Origin of the sequence: Yinghuangia sp. ASG 101, assembly GCF_021165735.1 — a bacterium.
Taxonomy (GTDB): domain Bacteria; phylum Actinomycetota; class Actinomycetes; order Streptomycetales; family Streptomycetaceae; genus Yinghuangia.
Map to the genome: position 1 here is coordinate 605,434 of NZ_CP088911.1, position 14,566 is coordinate 619,999.

13 protein-coding genes are annotated in these 14,566 nt (G+C 72.7%); 10 read left to right on the forward strand and 3 right to left on the reverse strand.

All coding sequences use genetic code 11. The features are described from left to right. Positions 1-168: 168 nt before the first annotated feature. Both LO772_RS02305 and LO772_RS02310 read left to right on the forward strand, forming a co-directional pair. On the forward strand, positions 169-1,125 hold the full coding sequence (locus LO772_RS02305) for an LLM class flavin-dependent oxidoreductase (RefSeq protein ID WP_231776622.1): 957 nt from the start codon (positions 169-171) through the stop codon (positions 1,123-1,125). Between the two features lie 4 nt (positions 1,126-1,129). Further along, positions 1,130-3,466, forward strand: coding sequence for a CaiB/BaiF CoA-transferase family protein (locus tag LO772_RS02310; protein ID WP_231776623.1), 2,337 nt, complete (start codon positions 1,130-1,132; stop codon positions 3,464-3,466). A 180-nt stretch (positions 3,467-3,646) separates the two neighbouring features. Here the strand turns inward: LO772_RS02310 and LO772_RS02315 are convergent, their stop codons facing one another. Then, positions 3,647-4,837 carry an amidohydrolase family protein gene (locus LO772_RS02315; RefSeq protein WP_231776624.1) on the reverse strand — a complete coding sequence of 397 codons (1,191 nt, stop codon included), beginning with the start codon at positions 4,835-4,837 and terminating at the stop codon, positions 3,647-3,649. Between the two features lie 297 nt (positions 4,838-5,134). On the opposite strand from LO772_RS02315, the gene LO772_RS02320 reads away from it, so the two are divergent. After that, a complete protein-coding gene (locus LO772_RS02320; protein ID WP_231776625.1) occupies positions 5,135-5,644 on the forward strand; it encodes a DoxX family protein in 510 nt (169 codons plus the stop codon). Between the two features lie 83 nt (positions 5,645-5,727). Here LO772_RS02320 and LO772_RS02325 read toward each other — a convergent pair whose 3' ends face one another. Then, a complete protein-coding gene (locus LO772_RS02325; RefSeq protein WP_231776626.1) occupies positions 5,728-7,101 on the reverse strand; it encodes an ABC transporter substrate-binding protein in 1,374 nt (457 codons plus the stop codon). A gap of 591 nt (positions 7,102-7,692) precedes the next feature. Between LO772_RS02325 and LO772_RS02330 the strand changes: the two genes are divergently transcribed. The 7 genes from LO772_RS02330 (at position 7,693) to LO772_RS02360 (ending at position 14,166) form a co-directional block, all read left to right on the forward strand. Then, positions 7,693-8,568: an LLM class flavin-dependent oxidoreductase gene (locus tag LO772_RS02330; protein ID WP_231776627.1), complete on the forward strand. Its 876-nt coding sequence runs from the start codon at positions 7,693-7,695 to the stop codon at positions 8,566-8,568. 64 nt (positions 8,569-8,632) lie between these two features. Further along, positions 8,633-9,739, forward strand: a complete 1,107-nt coding sequence (locus tag LO772_RS02335; protein WP_231776628.1) for a phosphotransferase family protein — start codon at positions 8,633-8,635, stop codon at positions 9,737-9,739. Beyond that, positions 9,736-10,446 carry an EthD domain-containing protein gene (locus LO772_RS02340; protein ID WP_231776629.1) on the forward strand — a complete coding sequence of 237 codons (711 nt, stop codon included), beginning with the start codon at positions 9,736-9,738 and terminating at the stop codon, positions 10,444-10,446. Before LO772_RS02335 ends, LO772_RS02340 begins: the two co-directional genes overlap by 4 nt. 19 nt (positions 10,447-10,465) lie before the next feature. Beyond that, positions 10,466-11,404, forward strand: a complete 939-nt coding sequence (locus LO772_RS02345; protein WP_231776630.1) for a LysR family transcriptional regulator — start codon at positions 10,466-10,468, stop codon at positions 11,402-11,404. A 326-nt stretch (positions 11,405-11,730) separates the two neighbouring features. Continuing rightward, complete coding sequence (locus LO772_RS02350) at positions 11,731-12,369, forward strand: carboxymuconolactone decarboxylase family protein (protein WP_231776631.1); 639 nt, start codon at positions 11,731-11,733, stop codon at positions 12,367-12,369. Further along, positions 12,366-13,199: a TauD/TfdA dioxygenase family protein gene (locus tag LO772_RS02355; protein ID WP_231776632.1), complete on the forward strand. Its 834-nt coding sequence runs from the start codon at positions 12,366-12,368 to the stop codon at positions 13,197-13,199. The genes LO772_RS02350 and LO772_RS02355 overlap by 4 nt, the downstream gene beginning before the upstream one ends. Positions 13,200-13,251: 52 nt before the next feature. Continuing rightward, the gene (locus LO772_RS02360; RefSeq protein ID WP_231776633.1) at positions 13,252-14,166 is read left to right on the forward strand and encodes a TIGR03564 family F420-dependent LLM class oxidoreductase; all 915 of its coding nucleotides are present in this window, start codon (positions 13,252-13,254) and stop codon (positions 14,164-14,166) included. A 144-nt stretch (positions 14,167-14,310) separates the two neighbouring features. Here the strand turns inward: LO772_RS02360 and LO772_RS02365 are convergent, their stop codons facing one another. Beyond that, positions 14,311-14,517, reverse strand: coding sequence for a ferredoxin (locus LO772_RS02365; RefSeq protein ID WP_231776634.1), 207 nt, complete (start codon positions 14,515-14,517; stop codon positions 14,311-14,313). Positions 14,518-14,566: the final 49 nt, after the last annotated feature.

Below are 14,566 nucleotides of genomic sequence, written 5' to 3' on the forward strand. Positions count from 1 at the left end.
GGCGGGGCTCCCGGGCCGTGGTGCCGCGGGCGGCGGGAAGCGATGCCCCTGTGTGGCCGCCGCACCGGGCTCCGAACGTCCCACGGTGCGACGACGCGGCGGTCCGCGGGCATTCCGGTCCGTCGGCCTCCGCGTCCCCTCGTCCGGTTACTCGCCAAGGAGGCCCCGGTGCCCGACGAATCCCTCCTGCTCGGAGCAGCCGCTCTTCCGGAACCCGACCGTGCCTGGCTCGCCGCCGTCGAACGCCTCCCGGTCGCCTCCGTCTGGCAGGGCGGCCACGTCCTCCCCCGGCAGGCGAGCGGCGAGGCCGTCACGCGCCTGGCGCTGCTGACGGCGTGGACCGAGCGCGTCCGGGTCGGCACCGCGACGCTGATGCTCCCGCTGTACCACCCGGTGCTCGCGGCCAAGCAGTTGGCCGATCTCGACGCGTGGTCGGGCGGGCGGCTCGCGGTCGGTGTCGGGGTCGGCGGCGAATTCCCGCACGAGTTCGAGGCGTTGGGGATTCCGGTGGGCGAGCGCGGCGCGCGCACCGACGAGGCGATGACCGTGCTCCGCGCCTTGTGGAGCGGGGAACCGGTCACCCACCGCGGCCGGTTCTTCGACCTGGACAAGGCCGAGCTGCACCCCGTCGCGCCACCCGGTGCGGGCCCCTCCCCCGGCCACCCCGGCGGCCCGCCGCTGCTGGTGTCGGGGCGCAAGGAGCCCGCGATGCGCCGCGCGGCCCGCCTCGGCGACGGCTGGATGCCCTACCTGATGTCACCCGAGGCGTACGCCCGTTCCGTGCGGACGATCCGCGACGAGGCCGCGGCGGCGGGCCGCGACCTGGCCGGTTTCGAGTGGACGGTGTACATGTACTGCTCGGTCCGGAGCGACGGCGACCGCGCCCGCGAGGAGGTCGCGCGCTTCCTCGGCGGCGCGTACGGCGGCAAGCCCGACGCCATGCTGCGGCGCATCGCCCCGGCCGGCACCCCCGAGGAGGTCGCCGCGCGGATCCAGGAGTACGTCGACGCGGGTGCCCGCCATGTGATCATCTCGCCGGCCGCACACGAGGACACCCTCGGCATCGTGCGACTCGCCGCCGAGGAAGTCCTCCCCCGCCTGTCCGTCCCGAGCGAGAAGCGGTGATCGCGTGACCGACAGCCACTCGACCGTGACGGCCGCGCTGCCGTGCGCCGGGCTGACCGTGGTGGAAATCGCCGTCGGCGTCAGCGACCTCGGGCTCGGCATGGCCGGCGGCGTCCCGGGCATGATGCTCGCCGACCTGGGCGCCGAGGTCGTGCGCGTGGTCGGCACCGACCCCGTACCGATCGACCGCGAGGTGCCGTGGGGTCGGGCCTGGCACCGGGACAAGCGCGTGGTCGCCACCGACGACCCGGACGAGATCCGCCGTCTGCTGGCCGGCGCCGACGCGGCACTGGTCTACGGGCACGAGGACCTGGTCGAGCGGCGCGGTCTCGGCTACCGGGACCTGGCCGAAGCCGCTCCGGGCCTGGTCCACGTCCGGTGCCGTCCCAGCCGGACGTCACGCGGCACGGTCGACGACTACGCGCTGCTGGTCGAGGCGAACGCCGGCTTCTGCACCCAACTGGCCGGGCACCGCCCCGGCCCCATCTTCGTCAACGTGCACGCCTCCGACAGCGGCGCGGCACTCCTGCTCACCGCCTCCGTCCTCGGCCTGCTCCGCCGCCGCGCCCTGACCGGACGCGGCGGCTGGGCCGAAACCTCGCTCTACGACGGCATGTTGGCCCCGTTGGGGTGCATGATCGGCCGCTCCGAGCGCGCGGCGCCGCCGATCGAGGGCTACTGGGAGAAGGGCTCCTACTTCCCCAACTTCCTGTACCGGTGCGCCGACGACGAGCTGGTCCAGGTCTGGTTCGGCGGCAAGGGCATGTACGCCAAGCTCATCGACGTACTCGGCGACGAGCCGAGCACCGAGGGCTACTACACCGACCAGGTCACCGGGGCACTGAACGCGCGGGCCGAGCGCTGGAAAGCGTTCTTCGCCGCCCGGCCGCGCGACCACTGGATCACCCGGCTGCGGGCGGTCGGTGTCGCGTGTGAACCGGTCCTGGCACCGGGTGAGGCACTTGCCGATCCGCATGTGGCGGAGATCGGCCTGGCCGTTCCGCGCGACGAGCACGGGCACCGCGACGTGGTGATCGGAACGCCGGTGTCCGTACGGCCGTTCGCGCCGCCGGAGCCCGCGCACGGTCCCGTCGGCGAGCACACCTCCGAGCCGTCGCCGGAGCCTCCGCTGACCTTCGGCTTCCTCACCGACCGCCTCCTCCCGGGCGTCCGCGTCCTGGACCTGTCCGCCTTCGTGGCCGGTCCCCTCGCGGCCCAGGTGCTCGCCGACTTGGGCGCCGACGTGGTCAAGGTGGAGCCGCCCGAGGGCGAGGCGATGCGCGCCGCCGCCTATGCGGTCGCGGCCTGCCAGCGCGGCAAGCGCAGTCTCGCGCTCGACCTCACCGCGCCGGAGTCGCGGCCCGTCGTCGAACGGCTGGTCCGGTGGGCCGACGTCGTGGTGCACAACTTCCGCGTCGGGGTCGCCGAACGCCTCGGCGTGGACGAGGCAACGGTGGCGGGGCTCAACCCCCACGCCGTCTACTGCCACGCCAGTGCCTTCGGGACGACGGGTCCCCGCGCGAAGTTCCCCGGCAACGACGCGCTGATGCAGGCGGTGACCGGTCTGGAGCGGGCCGTGGGCGGACACGGCAACGACCCCGTCGGACCCACCTGGATCCCGATCGACATGACCGGCGGCTGGGTCTCCGCGATCGGCATCCTGGCCGGGTTGTACGCCCGCGACACCACCGGCCGGGGGCAGCGGGTGATCACGAGCCTGCTCGGCGCCGGGATGCTGCTGAACGGCGGCGTCTTCCGGCGCGACGGCGAGCTGGTCTCGGGCCCCGAACTCGACGACGCGCAGACGGGGTTCGGCCCCGGCTACCGCATCTACCGCGCGGGTGACGGGAATTGGTTCGCGCTGGTGGTCCCCGACCCGGATGCCTGGACGCGCCTGCGGTCGCTGCCCGAGGCCGCCGGGCTCCCCGAGGCGTACGCTCCGCTGCGCGGCGGGACGACCGACGCCGAGGCGGCCAAGGCGGAGGCGGTCCTGGAGGCCGCGTTCGCCTCCGGGACGGCCGCGGCCTGGGTGGTCCGGCTGCGCGACGCGGGCCTGCTCGTCGAGCCGATCGACGCCCTGGACCGGGACGGCTTCCGCCGCCGCGTCCTCGACGACCCGGTCAACCGCCGCATGGGGCGCGTCGTGACGTACGAGGCGTTCGACTGGGGCCGCTTCGAGCAGTTGGGCCCGCTGCTGAACTGGGGGCCTCCGTCGACGGGCCGACCGCGCCTGGAACTGCCGGGTATCGGGGAGCACACCGTCTCGGTGCTGGAGGAACTGGGCTTCACCCCACGGGAGATCGACGCCCTTGTGGCCGCGAAGGCGGCCCGGCGGCCCTGACGCACGGACCCGACGGGGTCTCGGCCGACCGCCTCACACGCCGCCGGGGCCGACCGGGCAATGCCCGGCCGGCCCCGGCGTCCGGATCCGGCTGCTCCGCCCGCAGCGGACCCGTCCCGCCGCGACACCCCGCGCCGTCCCCGAGCGGAACACACCCGAGGGCGGCGTCGGTGACGTGGGTCAGGTCGCGGCGAGGTCGGGGATGCCGAGGAATCCCGCGGTGTTGCCCCGCAGCACCTTGCGGGTGACCGCCGGGTCGCACACGTCGAGCCGGGGGATGTAGTCGGCGGGATTGCGCAGCCCCTCGGGGTGCGGGTAGTCCGAGCCGAACAGGACGTGGTCCGGGCCCAGGACGCCGATGAGGTCGATGACGTCGTCCTCGGGGAACGGGCACACCCACAGGTGTTCGGCCAGCATCTCGCTGGCCCGCGCCGGGAGTTCGCCGCCGATCCACGGGCCGCGCCGCCCCAGCGCCGCCGCCTTGTCGACGGTCTTGAGCAGCGGCCGGAGCCAGCTGCTGCCGTTCTCGATCGAGATGACCTTGGTGCCGGGGTGGCGGCCGAAGAGGTTGTGCAGGGTCAGCGCCGTCAGTGTGTCGACGATGGGCCGCTCGGTGTTGCACAGCGCCCATTGCAGGGGCGACTGGTGGTGCGAGGGGTTGGCCGCGTTCTCCGACCAGAGGCTGCCGTAGAACCGGTTGTAGCCGCTGTTGGAGACGTGGAACACGACCGCGGCGCCGGCCTCGGCCGCGGTGGCCCAGAAGCGGTCGAAGTCGGGGTGTGCCGGCGAACGGCCGCCGATCGGCCCCGGACGCAGGTGCACCATGCGGGCGCCGGCGTCGAGAACGCGGCGCAGCTCGGCCACCCCGAGGTCGGCGTCGAGCAGCGACAGCATCGGCACCGCGAACATCCGGCCGCCCGCGGCGTAGCCCCAGTCCTCCTCCAGCCAGCGGTTGAAGGCGCGCAGGGCGGCGTACGTCAGCTCCACGTCGCCGGACAGGTCCTCTTCGACCGCGACACCCAGGGTGGGCAGCATGATGTTGGCCTCGACGCCTTGGTCGTCCATGAGGGCCAGGCGGGCGGAGCGGTCGGTGAACTCGGGGTGGTCGCGGGCGTTCACGACCTCGCGGTGGGTGAAGCCGTCGGCGACGCCGCCCACGAACAGACCCTGCAGTGCCCCGGGGGCCGAGGCGTAGTCGCCCGGCATGACGCTCATGAACGTGCGCCGGTCGCCGACATACACCCGCCCCAGGCCGTCCGTGCCGCGCTCCACCCTGACGGTGGCGTCGCGGTAGCGCGCCTCGATGTGGCGCGAGAAGCAGTCGTCCGGCTCGTAGTAGTGGCTGTCGGCATCAATCAGGCGGTATTCCATCGCCGACCACCTCCGGCAGAGAAAGAATGAGGTTAAGTAAGTGATTACTTATTTGCGAATCTCCCACCCCCGTCCCCGTGTTGTCAAGCCCGGCGGGGGTACGGGGAGGCGGCCCGCACGCCGGGGCCGGGAGTTTGGCTAGTGAACGCTTGCTTTGTGTTCGCGGCGGTCACTATCGTGCCCTGCGGCCGGACGCGCGCCGCGCCCGACACCCGCCGGAACTCCGCGGCCGAGAACGCGTCGCCGCCGAGGAACAGCGCCCGGAGACCCCGTCCTTCGCCCCAGGAGGTGCCGGCTGTGCACGCCTTCGACACGACACTGCTGATCGTCAGACTGACCGTGGGGCTCACCATGGTCGCGCACGGCTGGAACCACGCCTTCGGAGGCGGGCGGCTCGCCGGGACCGCGGGCTGGTTCGAAGGGCTCGGCCTGCGGCCCGGTCGCGTCCACGCGCTGATGAGCGTCCTGGTCGAAACCGGTTGCGGCATCGCCTTCGCCGCCGGGTTCCTGACCCCGGCCGCCGCGGGCGCGCTGCTCGGCACCATGATCGTCGCGGGGGTGATCGAGCACCGCACCCACGGCTTCTTCGTGTTCCGCAACGGCGTCGAGTACGTCCTGATGATCGGCCTCGTCCTCATCGCCGTGGCCGTCTCCGGCGGCGGCGCGGCGTCCGTCGACGAGGCCGCCGACCTGCATCTCGGCGCGTGGGCGGGCTTCGCCGTGTGCGCGGGCATCGGGGTCGGCGGCTCCGTCCTCCTCCTCGCCGCGTGCTGGCGCCCGGGGCGGGCGACCGCGCCGACCCCGTGACGCCTCCGGGGTGGTAACTCCCCCGGCCGGGCGGTGCGCGCGGTCCGAGGCCGTGGCCTCCGCGAACACCGCCCGGCCCATTGCTACTTGAGGTCGTCCAGGCTCTTGCCGACGTCCGCGAGCGTCAGGGGCTTGCCGTACGACCCGGTGAGCTTGTACGACGCCGCGCCGCAGCGGAAGCCGTCCTGGTTGGCCTTGACGTCCACCGACTTCCAGCCCTCGGCGGTGGCCTTGACGACGTTGAAGCAGGTGGACGGGGTGTCCGGCGCGGAGAGGTCGCGGGGCGCCTGCAAGCCGCCCCCGGTCCACGCCGTCTGGGTCCTGGCCTGCTCGACGACGCATTTGCGGGTCAGGTCCTCACCGCACGCGGAGGCCGATTGCGCGAACAACAGCCACGCCGAGAACGCCTTCACCGCACCGATCGACACCTTCGCGCCCGGCGCGTACTCGGCGAACAGGTCGACGAGTTGCCGGGTGGCGGGGGACGGTCCGTCGTCGACGGGGTGGATCCCGCTGAGGTCGGCCAGGTTGTTCTGCTCGGCCAGCACCTGGCTGCCGGCGAGCTGCACGAACTCCGGTCCGTACGCGTTGACGTTGGTATCGATCCAGTCCAACTTGTAGTCGAGTGTGGTCAGTTCCTTCTCCAGCTTGGCCAGCGCGCGGAAGTCGCCCATGTAGATGAGGCCTTTGACGCCCTTGCTCTTGATGGCCTGCGCGTACGGAACCCAGTTCGACACACCCGACGCGGGAAACAGGTCCGAGTAGACGACATTTGCGCCCCACGCCCGCGCGAACTCGATGCGCTGGTCGCCCGACGACTTGATGGAGTCACCGACCAGGACGCCCACGGCGGACCCGGACTCCGGGTACGCCTCGCGCAACAGCCAGTCGTAGAACGCCGCGTTGCGCAGGTACGACGGGCCGCCCGGCTGGACGCTGAACTGCAGGTCGGAGCCCTCGTTCTCCAACTTGATGACCTGGCCGGGGAATTCGGGCAGCAGGCACTCCAGGCGGTCCCGGACGCCGAGGTGGTCCAGGCCCGCGCCCCCGCCGACGAGGGCGAAGTCGTCGCGGCAGGCGTCGAGCACCCGCTGCCGGACCTCCACGAACTTCGTGTCGCGGACCGTGCCGACGACCTTGCGGCCGTTGATGCCGCCGGCCGCGTTGCACCACGACGTGAACACCTTGGCGGCGTCGCCGAATTCGGGGTTCTTGGAGAACCCGACATCGGACAGCACGCCGACCTGGATCTCGTCGGCGGTCACCCCTTGGGCCGGTGCGCCGACCGGGTCGCCGGGGCCGCAGACGTTCTTCAGGTCGCCGAAGTCGGCGGTCGCGGCCGACGTGTTCGGGGCGCCGGGTGCCTGGTTGCCTTCGGAGCCGCCGCGGTCGGCGCAGCCGGCCGCGAGCAGGCCGGTCACCACCGCGAGTGCGGCAAGGGTCTGACGGGGTCTCACGTACTGCCTCCGTGGGTAGGCTGGCTCGGCCCGTGACGTCGGCGACGCCGGCCGGGGCGCGCGGCGCGCGGCGGCGCGGGCGCGTGGATACGGGGAACGGGATTCGTGAACGCGTGACGGCGTGCGGGGTGAGGGACGGCCCGGCGGGTGCGGCCGGGTGACGTGGAGGGCGCCGGAGCCGGGTGGTTCCGGGCCGGCCCGGGAGATCGGGCCTTGTCGGGTGATCAGGCGCTTGCCGGGCTCCGGAGCCGCGGGCTTCGGGGTTGCCGGGTCTGCCGGTTCTGGGCTTGCCGGATTCGGGCTCGGCGGGCGCCGGTGAACCGTGCCCCGACCGCGTCGCCGAACATGTCACTCCGTGCGGCCCCCGTGCCACACGCCGCCTTGGGCACGTCACAGTAGAGGCTGACTCTTGCCCTTGGGAAGTGTTGTTCTATCTCCGGTGAAGCCGCGCTCCGGGAGCGGAAAAGGCGTTTGGTCCGGCTTTGGCGACGCCCGCGACACCCGCTCTTGTCGAGTAAACGCTTACTTGCTATCCTGTGCGCCCCTGGGCTCCGTCGGCGCGCGGACCTTCACCCGACACGGAGGCAGGCCATGGAATTTCATCTCTACCTGCCGCAGATGCGCATGTCGATGCCCGACATCGTCGAGCGGGCCGTCGGAGCCGAGCGGGCCGGGTTCGCGGGCTTCGCGATGATGGACCACCTGGCACCGCCGGTGGCCGAGGACACCCCCATGTTCGAGGCGATGACCACCGCGACGTGGGTCGCCGCCCGCACGTCGCGGCTGAGCGTCGGCCACCTGGTGCTGTGCGACATGTTCCGCGACCCCGCCGTGCTGGCGAAGCAGGCCGTCACACTCGACCACGCCTCCGGCGGGCGCTTCGAACTGGGCCTCGGCTGGGGTTCGCAGCCGCGGGAGCTGACGACGTACGGCGTCGGCGACGCGACCCCGCGCGTACGCGTCGACCGGCTGGCCGAGACCCTCGCCGTCCTGCGCCTGCTGTGGACCGGCGAGACCGTCGACTACGCCGGCACCCACCACGCCCTCCGCGGGGCCCTGGCCCGCCCGGTGCCGACGGCGCCGATCCCGATCACGATCGGCGGGACAGGCCCGCGCACCATGGAGCTGGTCGCGGAGTACGCGGACTGGTGGAACATCCAGGTCGGACGCCTGCACGAGCTGGACCGACTGCGCCCCCGCGCCGGCAAGGCACGCGTATCCCTCCAGCAGTTCGTCACGTTCGTCCCGAGCGAGGCCGAGCGCGACGCGATCGTCGCGACGGCCCAGCGGCGCTTCGGGCGCATGGGGGCCAACGGCGGGCTGGTCACCGGCAACGCCGCCGAACTCACCGCGCACTTCCGTACGCTCGCCGACCAGGGCGTCGAACGCTGCTACACGTGGTTCACCGACTTCGCCAAGGCGTCGACGCTGGAGGCGTTCGGCGAAGTGGTCGAGAACCTGCGCTGACGGTCCGCCGGTCGCGGTTTCACGGGTATTGACGCCCGCTTTGAAGTAAGTACACACTTACTCCATGGCCCTCGCGGAAACCGGCACCTTCCACGACCCCGACGCGAACCACGTCCCCGCCGACTGGGCGGCGATCGACCCCGCCTGGATGACCGCCGCCCTGACGAGGCATCACCCCGATGTCCGGGTGGACCACGTCACCTTGCTCATGCGGGACCACGGGACGAACCGCCGGGCCCGGCTGGGCCTGACGTACGCGGAGGGCACCGGCCCGGAGACGGTGTTCCTCAAGGGCGTCGAGCCCGGCGAACACCAGGAGGTGCACCACCGCAACGGCACGCTGTTCATCGAACCCGACCTGTTCGCGTCCGACGCGCCGCTGCCGCTCGACCACCCCGCGGTCTACCGGGTGGACATCGACCGCCCCCACCTCGACTTCTGCGTCGTGATGGAGGACGTGTGCGCCCGGGGCGCCGACCCGCGCGACGCCACCCGCCCCCTGACACCCGCCCAGGTCGCCGACGGCCTACGCGGACTGGCCCGGTTGCACGGCCGGTACTGGGGGTTCTCGGCCGCCACCCACCCGACCCTGGCCTGGGTGCAGACCTGGGCACCCACCGAGGGGTGGCAGGTCGGGCTGCGTCGGCGGGTGCCCACCGGGCTGGCCCGGGCGGACGGCCTGCTCGCGCCCGGGGTGGGCGCGTACGACGCCGACGGCATCGTCGGCCTGTGGGCGCGGTACGTCGCGACACTCGGCCGCGGCCCGGTGACACTCCTGCACGGCGACGCCCACATCGGCAACACCTATGTGCTGCCCGGCGACGGCGTCGGCTTCCTCGACTGGCAGGTGGCCCACCGCGGCGGCTGGGACCAGGACGTCGCGTACTTCCTCGTCGGCGCGCTCACCGTCGACGACCGGCGGCGCCACGAGGCCGATCTCGTCGAGGAGTACCGGCGGTCACTGCCCGCGGCGATACGTCCGTCCGCCGATGCCACCTGGCTGCGGTACCGCGCCGGCGCGGCCTACGGACTGGCCATCTGGTTGTCCACCCTGGGCACCGACGGCTGGCAGCGCCAGGACGTGTCCCTGGCCCTGGCCCGGCGCTACGCCGCGGCCTTCGAGGACCTGGCCGCCGCCGCGGCGCTGAACCAGCTTGAGAACACGTCGTGAAGGCGGCGACCAAGCGCATTCGCCTGGCCCAACGGGCCTGCACGCGCGGCGAGTTCGCCGCCGCATGGCGAGACACCATGATGGCGGCGGCGACGGCGCCTCCGGACGTGCGGCCCCTGCGGATCGCGGCCTGCACGGTGCTGGACGACGTCACCCCCGGCACACCCCACGACGCCGTCGGCCTGGAGTGGTTCGGGGACGCCGCGCACCTGGCACGCTACGAGGCGTGGTCGGCTTCACCGGCGGGCCTGGCCGCCACCACTCCCCCGCACCGGGCCGTCGACCCGGCGTCCGAGCGCGTGGTGGTGGCCCACGAGCATGTGATGCGCGGCGAGGACTGGCTCCGCCGCCGCTGGGCGGACGGCGCCCCGAGCCTCCGGCACATGGCTCTCGCCCGGCGCGCGCCGGGCCTGACACCCGCGGGGTTCCTCGACCGGTGGGGCAACCACGCGGGCAGCGTCGGGGCGGTGGCGATCCCGCCCGAGGCGCGCGGACTGGCGTACGTCCAGAACCGCCCCGTGCCGCGCACCGAGGGCGAGTGGCCGTATGACGCCGTGAACGAGGTCTACTTCGACGACATGGCCGGGGTGCGCACGCGCATGGACTTCTTCGCGGGGAATCCGGGAGGCACCGGGGACGGCCTGGTCGGGGAGTCGTGCTTCGTCGTGGTCCGTGAGGACGTCGTGAGCTATATCAGTCCTGGATAACCGGTTGTAGGCTGGCCGCGTGGACACGCATCGCCTCAAGTACTTCCTGCACGTCGCGGACGAAGGCTCGATCAACCGGGCCGCGGGCACGCTGGGGGTCGCCCAACCCGCGCTGAGCCGGCAGATCCGGTTGCTGGAGGAAGACCTCGGGGTCACGCTTTTCCGGCGTACCGCCCGCGGCGTGCAGCTCACCGAGGAGGGCGAACGCCTGCGGGCCGGCACGGCCGCTCCGCTGCGCCAACTCGAACTCGCGCTGCGGTACGTCGGTTCGCCGCTGGCGCGTATCGAACGCGGTCTCCACATCGGCCTTCCGGCGACCGTCGCGCCGGTCCTGGCAACGCCGCTGCTGGATACCCTGAGCGCCGTCTTTCCCAAAGTGGATCTCCGGCTGAGCGTCGCCAACACCGACGTTCTCGTCGACGGCATGCTGAAGGGCGCGATCGACATCGCGATGATCAATCCGGTGCCGGACGGCCGGATCTTCCACAAGGTGATGCTGGTCGAGGACCTGGTCGTCGTCGGCGGGCCGGACGCGGACCTCCATCCCGACCGGCCGATGGAGTTCTCCGAGCTGGTGGAGTTCCCGCTCATCCTTCCGTCCAGCCACATCGGCATCCGCACGACGATCGAGAACGCGGCGCTCCGGCTCAAGTTCAAGATCGTCTCGCGCATGGCCACCGATTCGCTCCAGGTGACCAAGGACCTCATCGAGGCGGGGCACGGCTATGCCCTCCTGCCGCTGTGCGCGTGTGCCGAGGAACTCCGCGGAAAACGCCTCCGCCACGCCCCGCTCCGCGAACCACTGACCCACCAACTGGGCGTCGGCGTGACGGGCCACCTCGAACTGCCGCGCGGCTTCGCGACCAAGGTCAGCGAGATCTTCCTCGAAGAGAGCACACGCCTGATCAAGTCCGGCACCTGGCCCGCGAGACCCGCACCCCCACAACGAGAAACCTGACGCGGGCGCGAAGCGCGACGCGGGCGCGAAGCGCGACGCGGGCGCGAAGCGCGACGCGGGCGCGAAGCGCGACGCGGGCGCGAAGCGCGACGCGGGCGCGAAGCGCGACGCGGGCGCGAAGCGCGACGCGGGCGCGAAGCGCGACGCGGGCGCGAAGCGCGACGCGGGCGCGAAGCGCGTGGGTGGTTCGGGGGTTGACCTGGGGGCGGGTCGGCTGTTAGGCATGTGCCCAATCCCGTATTTGGGCGAATGCCCAACGGCGGCGGGCGTACACACGTTCGGTGTCGGCCGGGCGTCCGCGTTCACCGGAGGAAGGAGCACCGGACATGGCCCGCGTCGAACCCCTGCCCATCCGGGAGTGGCCCCACGAGATGCGTGCGGCGATGGCGGCCATGATGCCGCCCACGCAGCGCCACCCCCAGCCGCTCACCGAGAACCGCCCCAAGGCGATGAACACGCTCGGCACGTTCGCCCACCACCCGGACCTCGCGCACGCGTTCTTCTCGTTCAACGGCCACATCCTGATGGGCACCACCCTCACCGAGCGGCAGCGCGAACTCCTGGTGCTGCGCGTGGCCACCCTGCGCAAGTCGTCGTACGAATGGGTCCAGCACGTGTTCATGGGCCGCGACGCCGGCCTGGACGACGAGGAGATCGGCCGCATCGCCTGGGGACCGGACGCCCCCTACTGGTCGCCGTTCGAAGCGGCCCTGCTGCGGGCCGCCGACGAACTCGTGGGCGACGGCGCGATCACCGACGCCACCTGGCGGACCCTCGCCTCCGAACTCGACACCCGGCAGCTGCTGGACGTCATCTTCACCGTCGGCGCGTACGAGACCCTGGCGTGGATGTTCCGCTCCTTCGCCCTCGAACTCGACGCCGAACTGCGGCCCGGCGCCCAGGCCCTGACGGGGCATCAGACCGAGGCGGCCCCCGCCGCCGACCGACAGGAGAACCGCCCGTGAGCGTCACCACCGCCCCTCTCACGCCCGAGACCGGCATCGCGTACACCGGCCTGCACGGCGCCGGCCTGGTCGACCCCGCCGTCGCCCGCGACCTGCGCGCGGCATTGGACGCGCACGGCGTCGTGATCGTGCGCGAGGCCGACCTCGACGACGCCGGCCTCGTCGCCCTCAGCCGCATGCTCGGCGACGTCGTCGTCGCCCCCATCGGCGGTGACGCCACCCACCCCGAGATCTCCGCGGTCAGTCTCGACCCCGCCAAGAGCGACCTGGCCGCCTACCGGCGCAGCACGTTCTTCTGGCACATCGACGGCGCCAACGACGCGATCCCGCAGAAGGCGACGCTGCTGACCGCCCGGGTGGTCGCGGAGGAAGGCGGCGACACCGAGTTCGCCAACACCTATGCCGCGTACGAGGCGTTGCCCGAGGACGAGAAGAAGCGCATCGCCGAACTGCGGGTCGTGCACAGCTTCAAGGCCACCCAGATCCTGGTCACCCCGAACCCGTCCGCCCGGGAACTCGCCGCGTGGGAACGCGTCCCCTCCCGCGAACACCCGCTGGTGTGGACGCGCGGCACCGGCCGCAAGTCGCTGCTGGTCGGCGCGACCGCCGACCACGTCGTCGGCCTCCCGGCGGACGAGAGCCGCGCGCTGCTCGACCACTACCTGGACTGGGCCACCCAGCCCCGGTTCACCGTGCGCCACTCCTGGCGGCGCGGTGACCTGGTCATCTGGGACAACACCGGCATGCTGCACCGCGCGCTGCCGTACCGGCCCACCTCCCCGCGCCTCATGCACCGCACCACCCTGGTCGGCGAGGAAGCCGTCGCCTGAGCCCCACCATCCGTCACGTGCCCGTGGCAACCCAGCGACTTCGGAGACATGGATGCGCATCGGACTGACCGGCGGCGGGTCGACGCCCGACAAGATCATCGACCAGGCGAGGCGAGCGGAGGCGGAGGGCTTCCACGCGCTGTGGTACGCGAGCGCCGTCCAGGGCGACCCGCTGGTGTCGCTGGCACTCGCGGGCCGGGAGACCTCCACGATCGAGCTGGGCACGGCCGTGCTCCAGACCTATCCGTGCCACCCGCTGATGCAGGCGCAGCGGGCCGCGTCGTGTGTCGCGGGCATGGGCCGCGCCGGGCTCACCTTGGGCCTGGGGCCGTCGCACGAGGCGAACATCGCGGGCGTGTACGGGCTTTCGTACGCGCGTCCGGGTGCCAACACCGAGGAGTACCTGCGCATTGTCACCGCGCTGCTGCGCGGCGAGGCGGTGGATTTCGCGGGCGAGGAATGGAGTGCGCACGCGACCGCGGGCACGGTCCGGGCGGCCCATCCGGTTCCCGTGCTGCTGGCCGCGTTGTCGCCGCGCCTGCTGCGGGTGGCCGGCACGTACGCCGACGGCGCGGTGCTGTGGATGGCTCCCGTCGCGGCGATCGACCGCCACATCCGGCCGCGCCTGCACGCCGCCGCCGAGGAGGCCGGGCGTCCGGTGCCGCGCATCGTCGCCGGCCTGCCGGTGTGCGTCCACGACGACGAGCAGGAGGCGCGGTCGGCCGTGGCCGCGCAGGCGGTGGTGTACGCCGGTTCCCCCGCGTACCGGCGGATTCTGGCCCTCGGCGGCGCCGACACCCCCGCGGACGCCGCCCTCATCGGTGACGAGGCCGGCGTCGCACGGCAGTTGCGGGGCCTTCTGGACGCCGGCGCGACCGACATCCACGCGCACATCGTCCCGGCGGGCGACGACATCCGCGGCTCGCTCAAGCGCACGCGCGATCTGCTGCGCTCGCTGACGGGCTGAGACACACGGCGGCGGTGCGGCCCGTGAACGCGGCGGGCGCGAACCCCGCGTCCCCGTGACGCGCGCGGCCGGGGGAGGCGGACGGAGCTTGCGGCGCCTCGGCGACCGGCGGAGCGCGAAGCGCGTCCCCGGACGCGGGCCGCGTCAGCCCGGCGTCGTGTCGTCCGTCACGCGGATCGCCTGCCGGGGGCAGGTCGCCGCGGCGGCCTCGACCTGGGACCGGAGGCTGTCCGCCGGATGCTCGTCCAGAACGGTCAGCTCGTCGTCGTCGCTGAGGGCGAACACGTCGGGGGCCAGGGGAACACACAGGGCGTTGTACTCGCACAGTTCGTGGTCAACGGATACTCGCATGCCGTGCCTCTGCTGGTGGGTGTGGCGGGTGTGGTGGGAGGTGATGGGC